Source organism: Shewanella sp. QJM3NY_23 (genome assembly GCF_056173105.1).
Genome location: NZ_CM149657.1, coordinates 3,035,914 through 3,053,726, shown reverse-complemented (window position 1 = coordinate 3,053,726; position 17,813 = coordinate 3,035,914). Strand labels below are relative to the sequence as shown.

Annotated in this window: 13 protein-coding genes; 5 read left to right on the top strand and 8 right to left on the bottom strand. The window is 44.5% G+C overall.

The window, feature by feature from the left end; translation table 11 throughout:
- Window positions 1-41 precede the first annotated feature (41 nt).
- The gene (locus AC0VXX_RS13525; RefSeq protein ID WP_119979167.1) at window positions 42-539 is read left to right on the top strand and encodes a VF530 family protein; all 498 of its coding nucleotides are present in this window, start codon (window positions 42-44) and stop codon (window positions 537-539) included.
- A gap of 84 nt (window positions 540-623) precedes the next feature.
- Here AC0VXX_RS13525 and AC0VXX_RS13520 read toward each other — a convergent pair whose 3' ends face one another.
- The 6 genes from AC0VXX_RS13520 to AC0VXX_RS13495 form a co-directional block, all read right to left on the bottom strand.
- Window positions 624-1,514 carry a dienelactone hydrolase family protein gene (locus AC0VXX_RS13520; protein ID WP_475514654.1) on the bottom strand — a complete coding sequence of 297 codons (891 nt, stop codon included), beginning with the start codon at window positions 1,512-1,514 and terminating at the stop codon, window positions 624-626.
- A gap of 472 nt (window positions 1,515-1,986) precedes the next feature.
- Window positions 1,987-2,799 (bottom strand): pyrroline-5-carboxylate reductase, encoded by an 813-nt coding sequence (gene proC, locus AC0VXX_RS13515; RefSeq protein WP_475514653.1) that lies wholly within the window; start codon window positions 2,797-2,799, stop codon window positions 1,987-1,989.
- Between the two features lie 143 nt (window positions 2,800-2,942).
- Complete coding sequence (locus tag AC0VXX_RS13510; RefSeq protein ID WP_475514652.1) at window positions 2,943-4,190, bottom strand: glutamate-5-semialdehyde dehydrogenase; 1,248 nt, start codon at window positions 4,188-4,190, stop codon at window positions 2,943-2,945.
- A 2-nt stretch (window positions 4,191-4,192) separates the two neighbouring features.
- Complete coding sequence (gene proB / locus AC0VXX_RS13505) at window positions 4,193-5,290, bottom strand: glutamate 5-kinase (RefSeq protein ID WP_475514651.1); 1,098 nt, start codon at window positions 5,288-5,290, stop codon at window positions 4,193-4,195.
- Between the two features lie 14 nt (window positions 5,291-5,304).
- The gene (gene putP / locus AC0VXX_RS13500) at window positions 5,305-6,801 is read right to left on the bottom strand and encodes a sodium/proline symporter PutP (RefSeq protein WP_475514650.1); all 1,497 of its coding nucleotides are present in this window, start codon (window positions 6,799-6,801) and stop codon (window positions 5,305-5,307) included.
- Window positions 6,802-6,804: 3 nt separating this feature from the next.
- Window positions 6,805-6,981: a hypothetical protein gene (locus tag AC0VXX_RS13495; protein WP_475514649.1), complete on the bottom strand. Its 177-nt coding sequence runs from the start codon at window positions 6,979-6,981 to the stop codon at window positions 6,805-6,807.
- 484 nt (window positions 6,982-7,465) lie between these two features.
- Here AC0VXX_RS13495 and AC0VXX_RS13490 point away from each other — a divergent pair, with 484 nt between their 5' ends.
- From AC0VXX_RS13490 to AC0VXX_RS13475, 4 genes are all read left to right on the top strand, one after another.
- Window positions 7,466-8,062: an SCO family protein gene (locus tag AC0VXX_RS13490; protein ID WP_475514648.1), complete on the top strand. Its 597-nt coding sequence runs from the start codon at window positions 7,466-7,468 to the stop codon at window positions 8,060-8,062.
- Window positions 8,063-8,076: 14 nt separating this feature from the next.
- Window positions 8,077-9,582, top strand: a complete 1,506-nt coding sequence (locus AC0VXX_RS13485; protein ID WP_475514647.1) for a methyl-accepting chemotaxis protein — start codon at window positions 8,077-8,079, stop codon at window positions 9,580-9,582.
- A gap of 622 nt (window positions 9,583-10,204) precedes the next feature.
- The gene (locus AC0VXX_RS13480; protein WP_475517036.1) at window positions 10,205-11,470 is read left to right on the top strand and encodes a hypothetical protein; all 1,266 of its coding nucleotides are present in this window, start codon (window positions 10,205-10,207) and stop codon (window positions 11,468-11,470) included.
- Between the two features lie 157 nt (window positions 11,471-11,627).
- Window positions 11,628-12,512, top strand: coding sequence for a mechanosensitive ion channel family protein (locus AC0VXX_RS13475; protein WP_475514646.1), 885 nt, complete (start codon window positions 11,628-11,630; stop codon window positions 12,510-12,512).
- Between the two features lie 2,036 nt (window positions 12,513-14,548).
- On the opposite strand, the gene AC0VXX_RS13470 is transcribed toward AC0VXX_RS13475, so the two are convergent.
- Both AC0VXX_RS13470 and AC0VXX_RS13465 read right to left on the bottom strand, forming a co-directional pair.
- A complete protein-coding gene (locus AC0VXX_RS13470; RefSeq protein ID WP_475514645.1) occupies window positions 14,549-15,448 on the bottom strand; it encodes a hypothetical protein in 900 nt (299 codons plus the stop codon).
- Entirely contained in the window at window positions 15,448-16,767 is a 1,320-nt protein-coding gene (locus AC0VXX_RS13465) for an AAA family ATPase (protein ID WP_475514644.1), read from the bottom strand. Before AC0VXX_RS13465 ends, AC0VXX_RS13470 begins: the two co-directional genes overlap by 1 nt.
- Window positions 16,768-17,813: the final 1,046 nt, after the last annotated feature.

The following is a 17,813-nucleotide window of genomic DNA, read 5'->3' as shown; positions in this document are numbered from 1 at the left end:
CAAATACTGTAGACACCGCAATGGCGGTCGTTGGATATTCCATGATTGAACAGCAACAAAACAACCCATTACATGGCCTAGGTTTAGAAACCATGGTTACCGAACTTGTCGATTTTTATGATTGGAAAATTTTATACGCGGCATTGCGCTTAGAATGTTTTAATACCAATCCTAATATGGCAGCTTGCCTTAAGTTTTTGAAAAAAACTGAGTGGGCCAGAGAGCGGGTTGAAAGCTTTTATCTGTATCGTTTTAAGCGCATGCCTAAAGGCGATGCGGCGCAATTTGAACTCAAGCCCAGAGAGCGTGGCTTTGCCGATGGCATTGTGCCTCGTAAGCCACAAGAGTTAACGATTGAGTTAATTGAGGAAATGCGCGCTAAAGCCACTGCCGATTATGAGGCGATGAAGCAAAATAAGACGCGCCCTCAATACGGTAAAGATAAACCACGCGCTCAAGATGCCTATGCACAAAATAAGCGTTCGGGTCATAATCGCCCAGCGCCATCACAAGATCCCAGCAATCCTTGGGGTAAGTGATCGCTATCGTGGCAATAAAAAAGGCGAATGGATTACCATTCGCCTTTTTTGATCCTAGGCATAGTGCTTTAGTTAAAGCGTTCTTTAGCTGAGGTGCTGTTTAAAAAAGCTTAAGGTGCGGCTCCATGCCAGCTCGGCATTTTGTTCATCGTAACGTTGAGTCGAGTCATTATGAAAGCCGTGCTGAGTATTGGGGTAAGTAAACATCTGATAGTTGGCGTTAATACGCTTTAGGTCTTGCTCATACTCAGGCCAAGTTTGATTAACCCTGTCATCGTGTTCTGCCAGTTGGATAAGTAAGGGCGCCTTGATATTGCTACGTAGCTCAGGCGTCGCTGGCGTACCATAAAAGGGCACTCCGGCGGCCAATAACAGACTGTCCACCGCCGCTAAATAATTGACCATATAGCCACCAAAACAGAAACCCACCGCACCGAGTTTTTCATTGCTTAATGGATGAGACTTTAAGAAGCGCGCCGCGGCCACAAAGTCATGCTGAATCTTATCCTTAGCTAATGTGCTTTGCATGGCTCTGCCTTCATCGTCGTTACCTGGGTAACCGCCAAGAGGAAATAACGCATCGGGGGCAAAGGCCACGAAGCCTGCTTTGGCCAAACGCCGCGCGACATCTTTAATATAGGGGTTAAGGCCTCGGTTTTCGTGCACCACTAATACCACAGGCAGTGGCCCCGTGAGCTGCGTAGGCACGGCTAAATAGCCGCGGCCTTTGCCATGGCCGTTAGGCGAGTCAAACTCTTGGTAGCTGGCTTTAATGTCTGGGTCATTAAAGGAGACCTGCTCTGCCAAAGCATAATTGGGTAATAATGCCGAGGTGAGCAAGGTCATTGAATAACCTACAACGACAAGGGTGGCCAGTTTTTTCATAAAGGTGCGTCTATCTATCACGCCATGGGCGTATTCGTCGTACCAATCGAAGGCTTCTTGGGGGATATGATTGAGTGGTTGCTGAGCCATTATGCTTCCCTTCCTATTTTATTAGACAATCCAGTTTACGTGATAAACAGTGGCTAACCATTACGTTATCGACATAAGCCTAAGATCATTTATCAAGCACGTTATCGACCTAGTGTCAGTTATTAAGATAGTCGCAGCTTAGGTGGCTTTCAAACCTAGTGCATGGTCAGCGAGGCTTGAGGTGTGAGTGGTTTAGTGGCTGACACTCAGTTAATCGGGGGCGTTGGTGTTCCGCCGCGGAAAAATGGATATTATCAGCCGTGTATAAACGGGTAGTGATAAGGGAAGCCTTGGGTCTATGGCACTGCCGTTTAACTGCGTAATAGGGGGCTTAGGTAGGTTGCTTAGTCTTAGCATTATAGGCGGGCTTAGGTTGGCCATCGCGTGATAGCAAAAGGGCACAAGTGTGAAGCACTTGTGCCCTGTCGATTATCTTGCCACGATAAGATGAGCGGTGAGTCTTTCTCGGCGTTTAGCCCAGAGAGAGCTCTTTAGCACGATCGGCGGCAGAGTCCATCGCATTAGCGACTAATGCATCAAGCTCGCCGTGCTGAAACGCCAATATGGCTTGCTCTGTGGTGCCTTTAGGCGAGGTCACTTGGCGGCGCAACTTGGCAAAATCGTGTTGGCTGTCCATCGCCATTGCAATGGCGCCCATGGCACTTTGCAATACGGCTTTAGTGGCTGTCGCTTGAGGTAAGCCTTGGTTAATGGCGGCTTTTTCCATCGCTTCTAAAAACAGAAAAAAGTACGCAGGTGAACTGCCAGCGGTTGCCACTATGGTCGACATCTGGCTTTCCTCTTGCAGCCAAACTGTGTCGCCTACGGCGCGCATCAGGTGATCGGCGGTATCGACATCGGCTTGTTGGCTAAGTTTGGGGGCATATAGGCCGGTTAAGCCCTTACCTATGGCGGTGGGCAGATTTGGCATGGCACAGATCACCCGTTGATGATCGCCAAGCTTAGTGCTGATGGTGTTTTGTTTCACGCCTGCGGCAATCGAAATGACGAGCTTATCACCATCATGCTGTGCAATAACAGGAGCTAATTCTTCGCATACTAGCGGCACAATAAAGGGTTTAACCGCCAAGATAATCACGTCAGCGAAAGCCGCTGCGGTACTATTGTCTTGATGCACTCGCACATTAAACTGCTCCACCATTTCGCTGCGCGTTGCCTGGGTCGGGGCGCATACCAAGATGTGTTGACTGGAGTGACCATGCTTGAGTAAACCGGCAATGATGGCTTTGGCCATATTACCGCCACCGATGAAGGCTATACGCAATTGTGGGTCTAAGGGTGAGTCGTGATTAAAGATAACGGTCTCCTTGAGGCTATGTTATTGATGTTTGTGGCTGGGATGTTGATGCGGTTATATCGGCTCGGCAATCCATCTTTAATAGGTGATCAATTGCCGAGTCGAAGGGCTTAAGCGCGTATTTGCCCATCACCGCTGACTAAATATTTTTCAGTAGTCAATGACTCAATGCCCATGGGACCATAGGCATGCAGTTTGGTGGTGGCAATGCCTATCTCGGCGCCCAATCCGAGCTCGCCGCCATCAGAAAAGCGTGAAGAGGCGTTAACCATGACCACAGAAGCATCGACCGTGCGCTGAAAACGGGCGGCTGTGAGCTCATTTTGGGTGCTGATCACCTCGGTGTGGTGGCTACCAAAACGTCTAATGTGGTCGATAGCCTGCTCGAAGTCATTCACCTGGCGAATGGCGATTTCAAGATCTAAGTATTCTTGACCAAAATCTTGCTCATCTATCACTTGGCACGCGTCAAAGTGTGGGCTGGCATGTTCACAGGCATTAATGGTTACCTTATGTTCTGCTAAGGCTGAGGCCACTTTAGGTAAAAACTCGGCGGCAATCTCTTTGTGGACTAGTAGGCCTTCTAAGGCGTTGCACACCCCGGTGCGCTGGGTCTTACCGTTAAGCAGTAAAGCTAAGGCACTATCAAGGTCGGCATCTTTATCGACATACAGATGACAAACACCTTTAAAATGCTGAATGACAGGTATTTTACTGTTGTCGGTGACAAAGTTAATTAAGCCTTCGCCGCCCCGAGGGATAATGACATCGATATAATCGCGTTGTTGCATCAACTCTAACATCAGGGCGCGATCGGGATCGGGCACCACGGTAATCAACGCAGGCGGCAAGCCATAATGAGTCAATACCGTTTGCATAATTGAGGCGATCACCTTACTGGTTTGCAGCGCCTCTTTACCGCCACGCAGTACAACGGCATTGCCCGATTTAAAACATAAGGCTCCGGCATCGGCAGTCACATTCGGACGCGCCTCATAGATCATGCAAACCACCCCGAGTGGCACGCGCATTTTACGGATATTTAAGCCATTGGGACGCTTGCCCATGTCGCGCTCAGCACCGATAGGGTCGGGCAGTGAGGCAATAGTTTCAATGCCTTCGGCCATGGCCTCCACCCGCTCTGGGTTCAGGGTTAATCTGTCTATCATAGCGGCGCCAAGTTTGTCGGCATCGGCGTTAGCCAGATCAATCATGTTGGCGCTGAGGATCTCATAACTGTGGGCACGAATAGCGCGTGCCATATCCAATAGCACGGTATTTTTTAACTGTTCATCAAGCACCGCAAGGGTTTGTGCTGCTAACGCGGCATCTTGAGATAAGGTTTTAATTAAGCTCATATTTACTCCAATATGGCGATATTTTTGTCGGAAATGATCGCGCCGGTCTTCTGCTGGACATCATTAGCAAACTCGCGATCTTCTTGTTCCGCAATAAAATTCAGTAGACAACTGCTGTAGTTGGATCGGGCTTTCGCCAGTTTAGTGCCATCGCCTTTGCGCACTAATACCGTATCCCCGACGGAAAAGTTACCTGTTACGGCAACTACATCGTCACTTGTCAGCGGTGTATGTTGGTCTAAGTTTCCATTGAAATCATTTTCGACGATCAACTCTCCCTGTGCTTGCGAGGTATGGGTCATCCAGTGCAGATGTTCCTGCATTGGGTGTTCAAACGGGGTAAATAAGGTTCCCGGATTTTGCCCTTTAAGCAGCTGGGTAAAAGTGTCGCCGTCAAAGCCATTGACTATCACAGTTTCGATACCGTGAGAGATAGCCTTTTCTGCAGCCTCAATCTTGGTGCGCATACCACCAGTGCCTACGTCACTGGTGGCACCGCCTGCCATCGAATAGATATTGTCATTGATATCGCTGACCTGCTTTATCAGCTTGGCATCGTCGTGGATGTTCGGGTTTTTGGTATACAAACCCTTTACATCAGAACAGATGATCAGCGCATCAGCGTCGGCTGCTGCGGCCACCATCGCCGAGAGGTTGTCGTTATCACCGACTTTTAACTTGTCGGTGGTCACTGCATCGTTCTCGTTGATGATTGGCAGCAAGCCATGCTCCAATAAACTAAAGATGGTATTTTTAATACTGATATAACGCTCACGATTACGTAAATCACCATGAGTGACTAACAGCTGTGCGGTGGGAAAGTCGAATAACTTGTCCCACGTTGCCATCATGTCTGCTTGCCCCGCAGCGGCCATTGCTTTTTTTACCGATACCGACGGCTTATCTATGCCGCTAAATCGATGCCAGCCTGCGGCGACTGAGCCTGATGAAACCAATACCACCTCGCATCCATTGGCGCGGCAGTTTGCAATAAACTGCGCGATACCCAATAGATAGTGGCTGCTACAGCCTTGTTTGTGGGGTGCAATTAAGGCACTACCCACTTTAACGACAATGCGTTTCCAGTGTAAATCTGCCATGTTGCTTCCCCCAATTATCTTTCTTCTGCTAGTACGCGTCCGGCTTTATTGAACGTCTTCACCGTTTTATGGCAAGGATCTTTCGAGAAGATGCTCGTGATCCAGATAACCAAACTACTGACCACGAAGCCTGGGAGCATTTCATACATGACGCTGCTTAAGGCTTTGCCATCGGCAAGCACTGGCGCATAAATCCAGAACAGTACGGTAGCGGCACCCGAAACGATACCAGCAATGGCGGCTTTGTAGGTTAAGCCTTCTTTATGCAGGCTAAACAAGACCAGTGGGCCAAAGGCGGCACCAAATCCTGCCCATGCGTTACTGACTAACGACAAGATGCTGTTAGAGCGATCCATGGCTAATAAGCTAGCAACGATAGCTACACCGGCAACACCGAAGCGGCCCATTTTGACCATCTCTTCTTCGGTTGCTTCCTTTTTCGAGGCGACACGGTAAATATCTTCCGTGAGTGAACTTGACGACACTAGCAGCTGCGATGAGATGGTACTCATGATCGCGGCTAAAATGGCTGCTAAAAGGAAACCACTGATAAGTGGGTGGAACAAGATCTCTGAAAAGACAATAAAGATGGTTTCAGGATCGGTCAGTTTTAACTGAAACTTATTTGCATAGGCAATACCGATAAGCCCTGTCGCTAAGGCACCAATAATGGTAACCGTCATCCAGCTCATACCAATTCGCTTAGCAACTTTAATATCGGCAACCGAGCGAATCGCCATAAAGCGCACAATAATATGAGGCTGACCAAAGTAACCTAAGCCCCAAGATAGGCTAGATATCAACCCAAGTAGGGTGACATTTTGCATTGCTTCACCAAAATGTGGGATCGACTCATAGGCAAAATTCATCATGTTATCGGCAGTGGTAAACTCTTGGTAGGCCACAACGGGCACCAAAATCAATGCGACAAACATGATACAACCCTGAACAAAGTCGGTCAGACTGACGGCTAAAAAGCCCCCCAGCAGGGTATAAGAGACCACCACACCTAAGGTAATGATAAGGCCAAACTCATACTGAACATCAAAGGCCGACTCAAACAGTTTTCCGCCCGCCACTAAACCGGCTGAGGTATAGAGGGTAAAGAAGATGACGATAATGATGGCGGCAATAATACGGATATTACTGCTGGGATCATGAAATCGTTTAGCAAAAAACTCAGGGATGGTTAACGCATCGCCCGCCACTTCGGTATAAACCCTAAGCTTAGGTGCGACAATTAAGTAGTTGACTAACGCACCGAGTAAGAGTCCCAGTGCAATATAGATAGTCTCAAATCCAACCAAAAACATAGCGCCTGGCAGACCCATCAACATCCAACCGCTCATATCAGAGGCGCCAGCTGATAGCGCTGTCACCTGAGGACTGACTTTTCGTCCTCCGAGGATATAGCCCGACACGTCGCTGGTAGAGCGTTTATATGCGAATAGTCCGATGCTGAGCATGGCAAGAAAATAGATAGCCAGCGATACATAAGTGAGGTAATGCATGGATTATTGACCTCCTAACGCTTTGTTATTTTGAATCCCATCGGGTTTCAACATGACAAAGAGATAGGTGCTTAAAATTGCGATTAAACACATCAACTCAACCCCCTCTTTTATTGTGGTTTTTGTAGTATGCAAAATGGTGGTAATGAGATTTTCTTCCGCTGCATTGTCTGACGACATTGTGCCCTCCTGAGCATGAATCATGTGGATAATTATCACTAGTTGCACGTCAAATAGTTAGAGTGCGAATAGTTAGTGGTCTAACTATCTTAACACTATTAAAGTGAAAAGTTCTAGTTGTTAGCTAATTTTTCAGCAGCTTGGGCACATTTGATGTGGGTGATATTGTTTGAATGACAATTAATTTTAGGTGTGTTTACCGCGAAGTATTATTGGTTGCTATGGCTTGTGTTTATCGGTATTCGCACTTTATGCCTGTTGTGGCTGACCTGTACTAAACTGATTGAATTAGAAGATAAAGTTAATTAAAAAACGCGTTGATTTGCTGCACCTATAATCGATTTTCGTTTGCGGTTCATATAGTATGGCGCGCTGTTTAATTGGCGGTCTTACCGGCTGTAGTGAGCATCGCCCTTAAGGTTATTGCGCCGAAGCCGATGTTTATCTTACTTCTATCTTATTTAGGGATATCGAATTTTTAGTTATGGCGTTAAGACGACAACAACTCATTGCAATAATACTGATCAGCGTGGCGCTAGTGATGGTGCCGCTGGTGCTTTATATGGCGCAGCGCATCACGGGCGGTTATGGCTTGCAACCTCAAGCGCAGTCGATTGATTTTCGTTGGCAAGCTGTCGACGGTGACTGGCACGATTTTAGTGATTGGCACGGCGGGCCGACATACCTGTTTATGGGGTTTTTAAGCTGCTCAGACATCTGTCCGCTGCGCATTGGTCAGTTGATGCAGTTGGATACTTGGTTAGCCGAGCAAGAAGGGACATATGACAAATCGGTGCGGTTTTTATTTATCACCATCGACCCAGATACCGATACCCCAAGTATTCGCTCACAGTTAATCGATCAACGCTCGACTCGCTTCGTCAGTGCCCGCATGCAACAAGCGGATCTTGATAAGCTACAATCGATATTAAGAGAAAAGATAACCACACAAGAAGGGATGCTTAACCATGTTGGCAACCTTTATTTAGTTTCAAAAAATGCCACCCTTGCGCGTATTTATACCCAGTGGCAACTGTCGACACAAAAGATGTTAGCCGACCTTACTCCATTATTAAAATGATAAGAGCACAGCATATGAATAGCACACCGCACCAAGTCGAGCTTACCCAGAGAAACGATCTGTATATTTTTCGTATCTTATTGGCGCAGGTCCCCATTTTATTTTTAAGTGGTTTCGTTGGGGCACAATTAACCCTGATTGCCAGTATTAGCGCAGTGGCGATATTGCTATTGGTTTTACTGTCCTATCAGTTACTTAAAGGTACTGATTTGTTTGGCATTGTGGCCGCGGTGCTGATGATGACGGTATCGGCTGCACTTATTCAGACCCAGATGGGAATGATTGAGATGCACTTTCATATTTTTGCCTCTATGGCAGTATTTTTAATATATCAGCGTTGGCAACCGCTGCTGGCGGCCTTATTGACCGTTGCTGTGCATCATGTGTTGTTTACCGCCATTCAGTTGCAGCAAGGCAGCTTTATGTCGATGCCTATCATGATTTTTGCTGGCGAGTGCAACTGGATGATCACCTTCGTCCATGCCGCATTTGCTTTGGCCGAAACCAGCATTTTGATGTTGATCGCTTCGTTTATGCGCCGCGAGTCGCTAGCCAATCAACGCATTGCCATGGCGATTGAGTCGATTTCGCACAACAAAGATCTTACCTTGCGTTTAGCATCAGACAGTAGCAGTGCCGAATCGGCCTTTAACTCTATGTTAGATCAGTTGTCGCAGCTATTTGCCGATTATCGTGATATTGCCCAGCAGATGAGTGTCACCACCGACGAGCTAAAAGCTAACAGTGATACAACCTTGCAGGAAGTCGGCCATTATAATGAGCAAGCCAAAACCATCTCTTACACCACCCAAGATGTGATTGCGCGCATTAATGAGGTGGTGGCCGACAGTCAGTTATCTGCCGAGCAGGCCAAAGCTGCCGCCGAATCCAGCATTGAGGACCGACAAAGTGCTTTGGGAGTGATGAAAGATATGCGTTTATTAGAAGCCAATACCACCGAAATTAGAGGTTCCTTAACTGAGTTGACCACTGATGTGAGTGCGATAACCAGTTTGCTACAAGGGATCCGCAGTATTTCTGAGCAAACTAATTTACTGGCGCTCAACGCTGCCATTGAAGCTGCCCGCGCTGGCGAGTCGGGCCGTGGCTTTGCTGTGGTAGCTGACGAGGTGCGGGCCCTCGCACAGCGCACCAGCCACTCGACCGATGAGATCTCCGCCGTGCTCGACCGACTTAACCTGTCGATGGTGAAAACGGTTGAGTCGATGGATTTAGGCCAAAAACGGACTTTAGAAAATGTTGAGCATACCCAGCGTATTGCCGAAGGGTTAGGCGTGCGGTCTGAGCAGATTGGTGAGGTGGCCCAGCTTAGCTCGCGGGTTGCCGATGAAACACGTTCACAGTCGAATGTGCTGGGTAATGTCGGCCATGACATTTTGCAAAATGCCGAGGCCATTAGCCAACTGGCACTGCAGGTTCAATCTCTGTCGGAAGCCTCTTTAGCCATTCAAGATATTGCTAAAACCTACCAAGTGAAGGCGGCCATCTATAAGGTGTAGCGCCTTGAGCCAAGGTAGAGGTTTTAGCGAGTGTTTAGCAGCCATGAAACGGTAAGCCCATTCAATGTGCTTGCCGTTTTTACCTTAAATATTGGCAGCCACAAGGGCCAACTTATTTTATGAGGGTTTAGCCAGCTCACGTTTTGCTAAGTCATTGTTTGCTAAAATACCGCGTGACTTTTTTCGGATGCTGCTTAGGGCCTGTTGATCTTTTAAGGTTGTTTTTGCAGCGAATCGCTGGGTATTTATACAAGGCAGAAGCTTTGTAGTGTAGTTATTCTACATAAAAAGCTGAGAACGCAGTAAAAACACCCAACAAACGCTGCCCGAAGGGGGTCGGCTAAAAACGTTTTACTCTTTGTTAAGTGAATTTTGCTTAGATGACTAGGCTGCAATCCACTCGCCTCGATTAAAACGTTTTTGTCTCGAACAAAATTCAACCAGCAAAGATCAACAGGCCCTAGTTGTGTCACTTTTATTCGTAGTTTTTGGTTAATGTTCTCGCCAAATTGATTGGCGACTCGCCTCATTATCAGGCCCTTTTTAGTTGGCTGTACTTAAGTGGGTTGGCAAGGTGGTTAGCCATTCATCAAACGTTGCAGCGCCGCCATAGTCAGAGGATATCATGCAGTTAGCTCCCATTGAGCGTGTGAAAAGCGCTTTTGTTGCTGGGATTTGGGCGACACTTGTCAGTATTGCGATTGGATTTGGATTTAAAATTTGGTTAGCGCAATGGGTGGTTAAAGCCGATTTGGCGTTGTACCACACTGTGGTTGATATTATTTCGCTGTCGTTAATTTTGATGACAGGTTTTCGCGCCTCTATGGTGGTGAGCTACTCGCAAACCCAAAACGATAAAGATATTACTAACCTATTTCGATACAGCTTGATAGTCATGGTACTGCTGACTTGGGGAGTGGTGCTGCCCTATATCAAGCATAAGTTGCATATCGATGTGGCCTATTTTCATCTGGTGGGTATTATTTTGGGGATGGGCCTTAAGGTCTATTTTACCAATCAAATTGCCATGTATCGTATGTACAACATTTCAAATAAGGTTACCTGGTTAGAACCCTTAGGGCAGGTGGTGGCGTTTATGATCTGTTACTACCTGCTGCGCCAGAGCGCCATCGCCTCGCTGTTTTACAGCTTAATGCTGTCATCGCTAGCGGTGGCAGGCTATATGTTTGTGAGGCGTCGCAAACTCATCGCCACCACACCGTTAGGGTCGGTTAGCATGACCCCCAGCTTGAAAAACTTTATGCAAAAAAGTTTTACCTCGGCGCTAGAGGCTGGCGCTAGCCTGTTTATGATCTACATTACCGTACTGCTTACCATCGGCCACTTTAGTGTCGATGAGTTAGGCGACTTTCAGGTAGTGGTTCGGCCTGTGATCGCTTATTTAACCTTGTTGTTTGTGTTTCCTATTTATCGATTTGTGTTACCCGAATTGGCGGTGTGTGTGCGCCAGCTGCAAGTTGAACAAGTGCGCCTGATCAAGCGCTGGGTGTATAAGGTGTCGATACTGGTCTCGCTGAGCTTTTTCTTGTCGATGCTGCTATGTGGCCAATGGCTGGTCGATACGCTGTTTCCGGCATCCTATAGCAAGGCCGCCCCGGTATTGATGCACTTTTCGATGTTTTTTATTTTTATGATGCTCAATGGCTATCAACTGGCCTATATCAAGGCGCGCGGGTTGTTTTTACACAGTTTATTCATTCGAATAAGCGGCATATTAGCCTTGATTGGCAGCTACTACGGTTACACCCGTTTAACCGACAATGTGGTGGCGGTGATCCTCGCGCTGGGCAGTGGTTACCTAGTGATGTTTATCTTATCGACCGTGATTGAACATAAGGTGATTAAACCCTTAATTGTAGCCCCCTAATTACGGCATCATTCGCGCCATAAGCCTGCGGTAAGTGCTATGAATGCAAGGTGCTAGCGTTCAGCTAATGGCTTATTTTTATCAGCCTGATTTGAAACACCAGCTTCAAATCAGGCTGTTATACTCAAGTATCCGTTACCATTACTTGGATGCACCGATGAGCTGGCAAAGTATTAACGAGTTACTCTCTTTTGTGTTATTTACCTATGACGGTTCGCCCATTACCGTTTCGCAGGTATTACAGGTGCCATTGCTGTTGCTGTTAGCCTGGTTTGTGGTGACTCGTATTGGTAAATTGATCCGGCGGTCATTGGCATCGCGCAAGGTCGCACCCGATGCGGTGCATCTGTTTTCGCGCATCTATTTGGTCGTGGCCATCGCGGTCATCTTAATTACCAGTCTCGAGATCCTAAATATCCCCATCAAAGCCTTTGCTTTTGTCTCTGGTGCTGTTGCCATTGGGGTGGGTTTTGGCGCGCAAAATATCATTAATAACTTTATCAGCGGTTGGATTTTAATGTGGGAGCGGCCGATCCGTATCGGTGATTATTTAGAAATAGGCGAAACCAAAGGGGTGGTGGAGAGTATCAACACCCGCTCAACGCTTATCCGCCGCAGCGACGGGGTGCATATGTTAGTGCCCAATAGTCACTTACTGGAAAACACGGTCACCAATTGGACCTTAATCGACAACAATGCCCGTTCGACCGTGCGGGTCGGAGTTTCTTATGGCGTCGATGTGACGTTAGTGGCGCGGTTGATTAAGCAGGCATTAGATGAACGAGATGACATCTTGAGGTCTCCGCCTCCTATCGCCCTGTTTGAAGACTTTGGGGATAATGCACTGATTTTCGATGGTATATTTTGGGTGTGTGCTAATTCCGAAGCCGATATTCGTAAGATCCGCAGCGATATTCGCTTTCGAATTTATCAACTGTTTGACGAGCATGAGATTGTCATTGCCTATCCGCAGCGGGATATTCACCTCGATGGCGTCATTAGCTTGCAACGCTCGGCAGTTGTTGCACAGACCCATGAGTAGGTTTTGCGTGGTTATCTAAGCGACTCCCCACTAGGTTTCATTCTGGGTATTAAAAGCTAAATTATTTTTGGACAAAAGTATCTTGGCCTTCGAATGAAGGTGTTGGCTTTTTTGGATTTTGCATTTGGCTGAGTTAGTGTTGGTAGAGTGTCTTTGAAATTTGTATCTTCACTGTTATCAATCGCCTGTCCGGCAGGGAGTGTGCAGATACTGCTGCTACACGCCGTGAATCCATCCGTGGAGGCTCGACGATGGCATCCCTGCCATCAACGTCCGCAGCCGCATCTACACTGGGTTATTCTGTCTCTTCGATTTTGCTTCATTTCGTGCGAGTAGCTAGTTAAAAAGCTAACTCGGTTTTGGACAAAGTATCTTGGCCTTCGAATGAAGGTTGAGGCATTTTTGGCTTGTAGCATTTGCCGGAATAGTTTTACATCGCTGATGGTAGCGTTAACCTTTATGACAACCCATTGCCTGCAGCATGCCTTTCGTGCAGGTATTTCGGTGGGGCGCTGCAAGTATATCCCTATACGCTCGACGGTGGCATCTGATGTGAATGGATTCACAAATGCCGTAGTGACATGGATGTCAAAGAGCGGCCATGCCACCAACCCCCCACCGCCATACCTACACCGACTTATCTATTTCTTCGATTTAGCCGTAATTGGTATCCAAAGAACCGTTAAAAGCTAAATTATGTTTGGACCAAAGTATCTTGGCCTTCGAATGAAGGTTGAGGCATTTTTGGCTTGTAGCATTTAGTCGAGTTGGTTTTTATTGATTGATGGTAGCGTTAACTTACATTGTTTTGAATTGCTTGCCGCAGGCCTTTCGTGCAGGTGCTTCTGTGACACGCCGCAAGTACAATCCCTGTAGGCTCTGCCGTGACATCCATGTCACGGAAGGTCACAGCCGCACCTACACCGACTTATCACTCTCTTCGATTTAGCCGTAATTGGTATCTACAGAACCGTTAAAAGCAAAATTGTTTTTGGACAAAAGTGTGTTGGCCTTCGAATCAAGGTGTTGGCTTTTTTGGGCTTGTAACATTTAGTCGAGTTGGTTTTTATTGATTGATGGTAGCGTTAACCTTCATGGCAACCCATTGCCTGCAGCATGCCTTTCGTGCAGGTATTTCGGTGGGGCGCTGCAAGTATATCCCTATACGCTCGACGGTGGCATCTGATGTGAATGGATTCACAAATGCCGTAGTGACATGGATGTCAAAGAGCGGCCATGCCACCAACCCCCCACCGCCATACCTACACCGACTTATCTATTTCTTCGATTTAGCCGTAATTGGTATCCACAGAACCATTAAAAGCAAAATTGTTTTTGGACAAAGTATCTTGGCCTTCGAATGAAGGTTGAGGCTTTTTTGGCTGGTAGCATTTAATCGAGTTAGATTTTATTGATTGATGGTAGCGTTAACCTTTATGGCAACCAATTGCCTGCAGCATGCCTTTCGTGCAGGTATTTCGGTGGGGCGCTGCAAGTATATCCCTATACGCTCGACGGTGGCATCTGATGTGAATGGATTCACAAATGCCGTAGTGACATGGATGTCAAAGAGCGGCCATGCCACCAACCCCCACCGACATACCTACACCGGCTTATCTATTTCTTCGATTTAGCCGTAATTGGTATCCACAGAACCGTTAAAAGCTAAATTTTTTTGTCTCCTAATTACCTCCGCCCCTTATAAGGAATGCAGCAAGCGCTGAGTAATGAATATCTTAAGAAAGCAGGATTGTATTCACTGAGAGATGGATGGATCGCGGTTCACTATCCGAACCAGAAAACAGGTTAGGCGTTCTAAATGAACCGCCCTCGGCTCAGGCATCCTGCTTCGCCCTACCTCCTAAATCCATTTAGTCGTGTGCGGAGCCGCATGCAGGGTGGTGTGGGGGCTGGAGGCTAGATACCTCCGGCTACCCGATTATAAAGCATTAACTCGTAAGCCCTGATTAAACTGAAAGTAACATTTCTGTTTTTCAACAGCTAAATCTGATGATTTAGCTATTATTTTCATATTCTTAGCTAGGAGCTAAAAGGTTGGCTTTGTTATCGTCTTGTAGCTTTTTAATAGCTAAAAAAAGGTTTGTTTCCTCAAAATATTTTTCCGAATATGAGAGTCTAAGCAATTCTTCAACACAAGAGCCATCTTGAAGAGTTTTTGAGCTTGAGCGTAATCCTTTTTTACAAATTAAAAATAATATTTCAGATAAATCATGTCCATTTAGCACCTCTTGTACTGGATGTTTTTCAGACATTATAACGTCTAGACAAGACTTAATGTAAGCTCTATCTCCTATTTCACAACCTCTATTAGTTGAATATTCAACAATGGTATTAATTAACTTTTCATCACCAAGGTAACTAATGTTTTTGTCGCAAATAAACTTTTTTATTTTAAAACTAGGGCCTTCAGCTTTTTTGGGTTTAAATGATAAACCTAAACCAAACCTTTTATTAGCAAGCCTGAGGCAAGCTAGTGGATAAGCCAAAGTAAATAGCAAATGCCTAACATCACCATATTTTTCAATGAATGAATTAAGCCTACCTTCGTCTGAAACTTCACTTAATAAATCAGTTAATGCATCGCTATTAACTATCATGCCTTCACTATCGTGGGTATCTGTAATAAAAATATTTGGCTCATAATTTGGCTCATATTTCTCATTGTCACTTAGGCGAATATAATCAGCATCTCTAATTCCTACCATCCTCGAAAAATTTCGTGATTCTAATATTTCATATGCATGACGCATTTTATATTTGCCATGTGTGATCTTTATTTTACTACTTTCTTCACAAGTGAACTTTTTAAAAAGCTTTAGGTCTTTAATCCCTTCAAGCATTAAATAAGTTCCACCAAAAGATGTATCTTGCTCAATTGAGTTAGCAATGCGCGCAGGAGTGATAAATTCTTCCATTACTCAATCCCTTTTAACTCAACTTTCAAGTCCCAATTTTCATCTATTATATCTGGTGAATGGGTTGCAATGATTACCGTAACACCATTCATGGAATTAATACTTTGTAAATCTTTTATAAATTTATTCTGCCATGAAATGTGTAAAGAAAGCTCAGGTTCATCAATTAGAACTACATCATTTTTATGTGCATTAAAAATTAATTCATAAAACAAAATAAGTTCGTTCTGTTCACCTGATGAAAGTTTTGAATGTGGAATATCTTCAAATTTACCATCTTTATTTTGAACAACTGTGGAAGTAAATATTAATCCCTTATCTTGTTTTATTTCGATATTTTTGTGCTTAAATCGTTTATTTATAATGGATTTAAACAATGCTATTTTTTCGGATAGATCTTCAAATGGTTCAAGTTTTTTATGACTATCATCAATATATAGCTTTAAAAGGTTAATCAAATCTTTTTGTTTCTCATTTATTTGCAATAGATCAGAGTCATTTAGATTAACTGTTAAGCCTGTAGATGATAACAATTTACGCCTTTCATCAAGTTTTGCTAACGCATTATTAAGTTCTTCAAAACTATCTTTTGTCCCTTGTCTTAATTTTTTTATTAACCTATTAGGGTAAGAGCTATCTAGGATAGTAGAGACTTTTACAGACTTTTTAACAGCATTGCCTATTAAATTAATTAATTGTTCAGAACATTTTTGAACACTAGATATATAGGAGTCACTGCCAGCTTCTTTAACTGTCATTATTCTTTGGGTTTCTATTAAAGATACATTAATTTTACTTCTACCTTCTAAAAACCACTTTGGTGGAGTAATATCACTCTCCATCTCAAGGTGCATTCTGTGTCTATACTCCATCATCCTTCTATGTTCCAATTCTCTTTCGAAATCTTCTTCGTAACGAGAATGATAGCCACGCCTGAGTTCCATCTCCCTTCTTCTATACATTTCCAGTTCGCGGCCTCTCATTCGAGAACGCTTAGAAAAACAGTGAATTTTTGTTTTTCTAATGTTTTTCAGAGGATTTTTAATGGAATCTCTAGCAATATAAAGTAGTGAGTCATCTTTTAGTTCTTTTGTAAGATACCAGACATCACCATTATCAAAATAAAATGAAAATCGATCAAAATCTAATGATTCAAAAAAGCTATATTTCTCTTCAAAGAGTGCCTCAATAGATTCTAAAATGACTGTTTTGCCAAGTCCGTTATCCCCGATAACGATAGTAATGCCTGAATCCTTTAACTTTATTTCATGGTCAAAAGCTTTGAATAACTTATCTACTACAACCCTATTTAATTTCAATTTTCAATTTCCTTTTTAATACTTATATTTTTAATTATTTAGGTGCAAAGAGTAGTACCTAAGTTTGGATAACTAACACCAATTATTCATAGATGACGCCGTAAATTTCATGCTTTATAACAGCTTATTGATTAGCAGCAGGATAACCTCCTGCTTTCTTGTAAGTCTCTTCGTCAAAATATCACTTGTAAGTGTTTGTTGTAAATATATTTTTTAACAAAAAACACAGGTTAAACATGACAATTTAACAGATAAAAAAGATGCATAGGTGTTTACGAGGTCTGCATAGCACTTTTATATATATTACAACCTATTGATAATAATGAGTTAATGTTTAAAAGTTAGTATTATCGATGCGCCAATCAAACGATTTATGCATCTTTTTCATAGTAATTATCTTAACTTGAACTATACATGGCTCTTCGTCGAAGGTGGTGGTAAACGTAGCTTTTAAGATAAACTTCTTCGTACAATTTCATATTCCCGATAGTCATGAGCGAAACCCTTTTATACCAGAAAGTATTAGGCCTAAAGGCTCCATGTGGTAGTCTTTAAGGCATACTACAAGGCAAGTTACTAGGGCCTTATCTTTTGCTTTCCGCATTAGTAAATATAAGGTAAACACAGAAACACAAAGTTCGAATGAGTAATTGTTCTAAATGATAAAGGGGCAAAAGCTTCTTAGCTTTTAACTCTGAATCCACACCAAATAAAGCCAAATCGAAGAGGCGTTAGAGATAGGTGTAAGCGCGGTTTTGGCCCTTGGCGGCAGGGATGCCGCCGTGGAGCGTATAGGGATATATTCACAGCGAGCCAAAAGAGCGCTTGCACATAAAGCCTGCGGCAGGCTATTAATTGCCATTAAGGTGCGTTTTCATAGCACATCAATAAATGAAAATTCAGCATAACGCTGCTCAAGTAAACTTAAAAAAATGCCAAGCCTTCATTCCAAGACCAGCACACTTCGGGGCTGAACTAAGTGTGCTTTAACGCATTATGAGTCCCAAATGAAGCCAAATCGAAGAGAGAAAATGGCCTAGTGTAAG

Bases quoted from the DNA above. Each gene is read 5' to 3' on its own strand.
- AC0VXX_RS13525 (WP_119979167.1), top strand. From the start codon at position 42: ATGATTGAACAGCAACAAAACAACCCATTACATGGCCTAGGTTTAGAA.
- AC0VXX_RS13520 (WP_475514654.1), bottom strand. From the start codon at position 1,514: ATGGCTCAGCAACCACTCAATCATATCCCCCAAGAAGCCTTCGATTGG.
- AC0VXX_RS13510 (WP_475514652.1), bottom strand. From the start codon at position 4,190: ATGAGCTTAATTAAAACCTTATCTCAAGATGCCGCGTTAGCAGCACAA.
- proB (WP_475514651.1), bottom strand. From the start codon at position 5,290: ATGGCAGATTTACACTGGAAACGCATTGTCGTTAAAGTGGGTAGTGCC.
- putP (WP_475514650.1), bottom strand. From the start codon at position 6,801: ATGCATTACCTCACTTATGTATCGCTGGCTATCTATTTTCTTGCCATG.
- AC0VXX_RS13495 (WP_475514649.1), bottom strand. From the start codon at position 6,981: ATGTCGTCAGACAATGCAGCGGAAGAAAATCTCATTACCACCATTTTG.
- AC0VXX_RS13490 (WP_475514648.1), top strand. From the start codon at position 7,466: ATGGCGTTAAGACGACAACAACTCATTGCAATAATACTGATCAGCGTG.
- AC0VXX_RS13485 (WP_475514647.1), top strand. From the start codon at position 8,077: ATGAATAGCACACCGCACCAAGTCGAGCTTACCCAGAGAAACGATCTG.
- AC0VXX_RS13475 (WP_475514646.1), top strand. From the start codon at position 11,628: ATGAGCTGGCAAAGTATTAACGAGTTACTCTCTTTTGTGTTATTTACC.
- AC0VXX_RS13470 (WP_475514645.1), bottom strand. From the start codon at position 15,448: ATGGAAGAATTTATCACTCCTGCGCGCATTGCTAACTCAATTGAGCAA.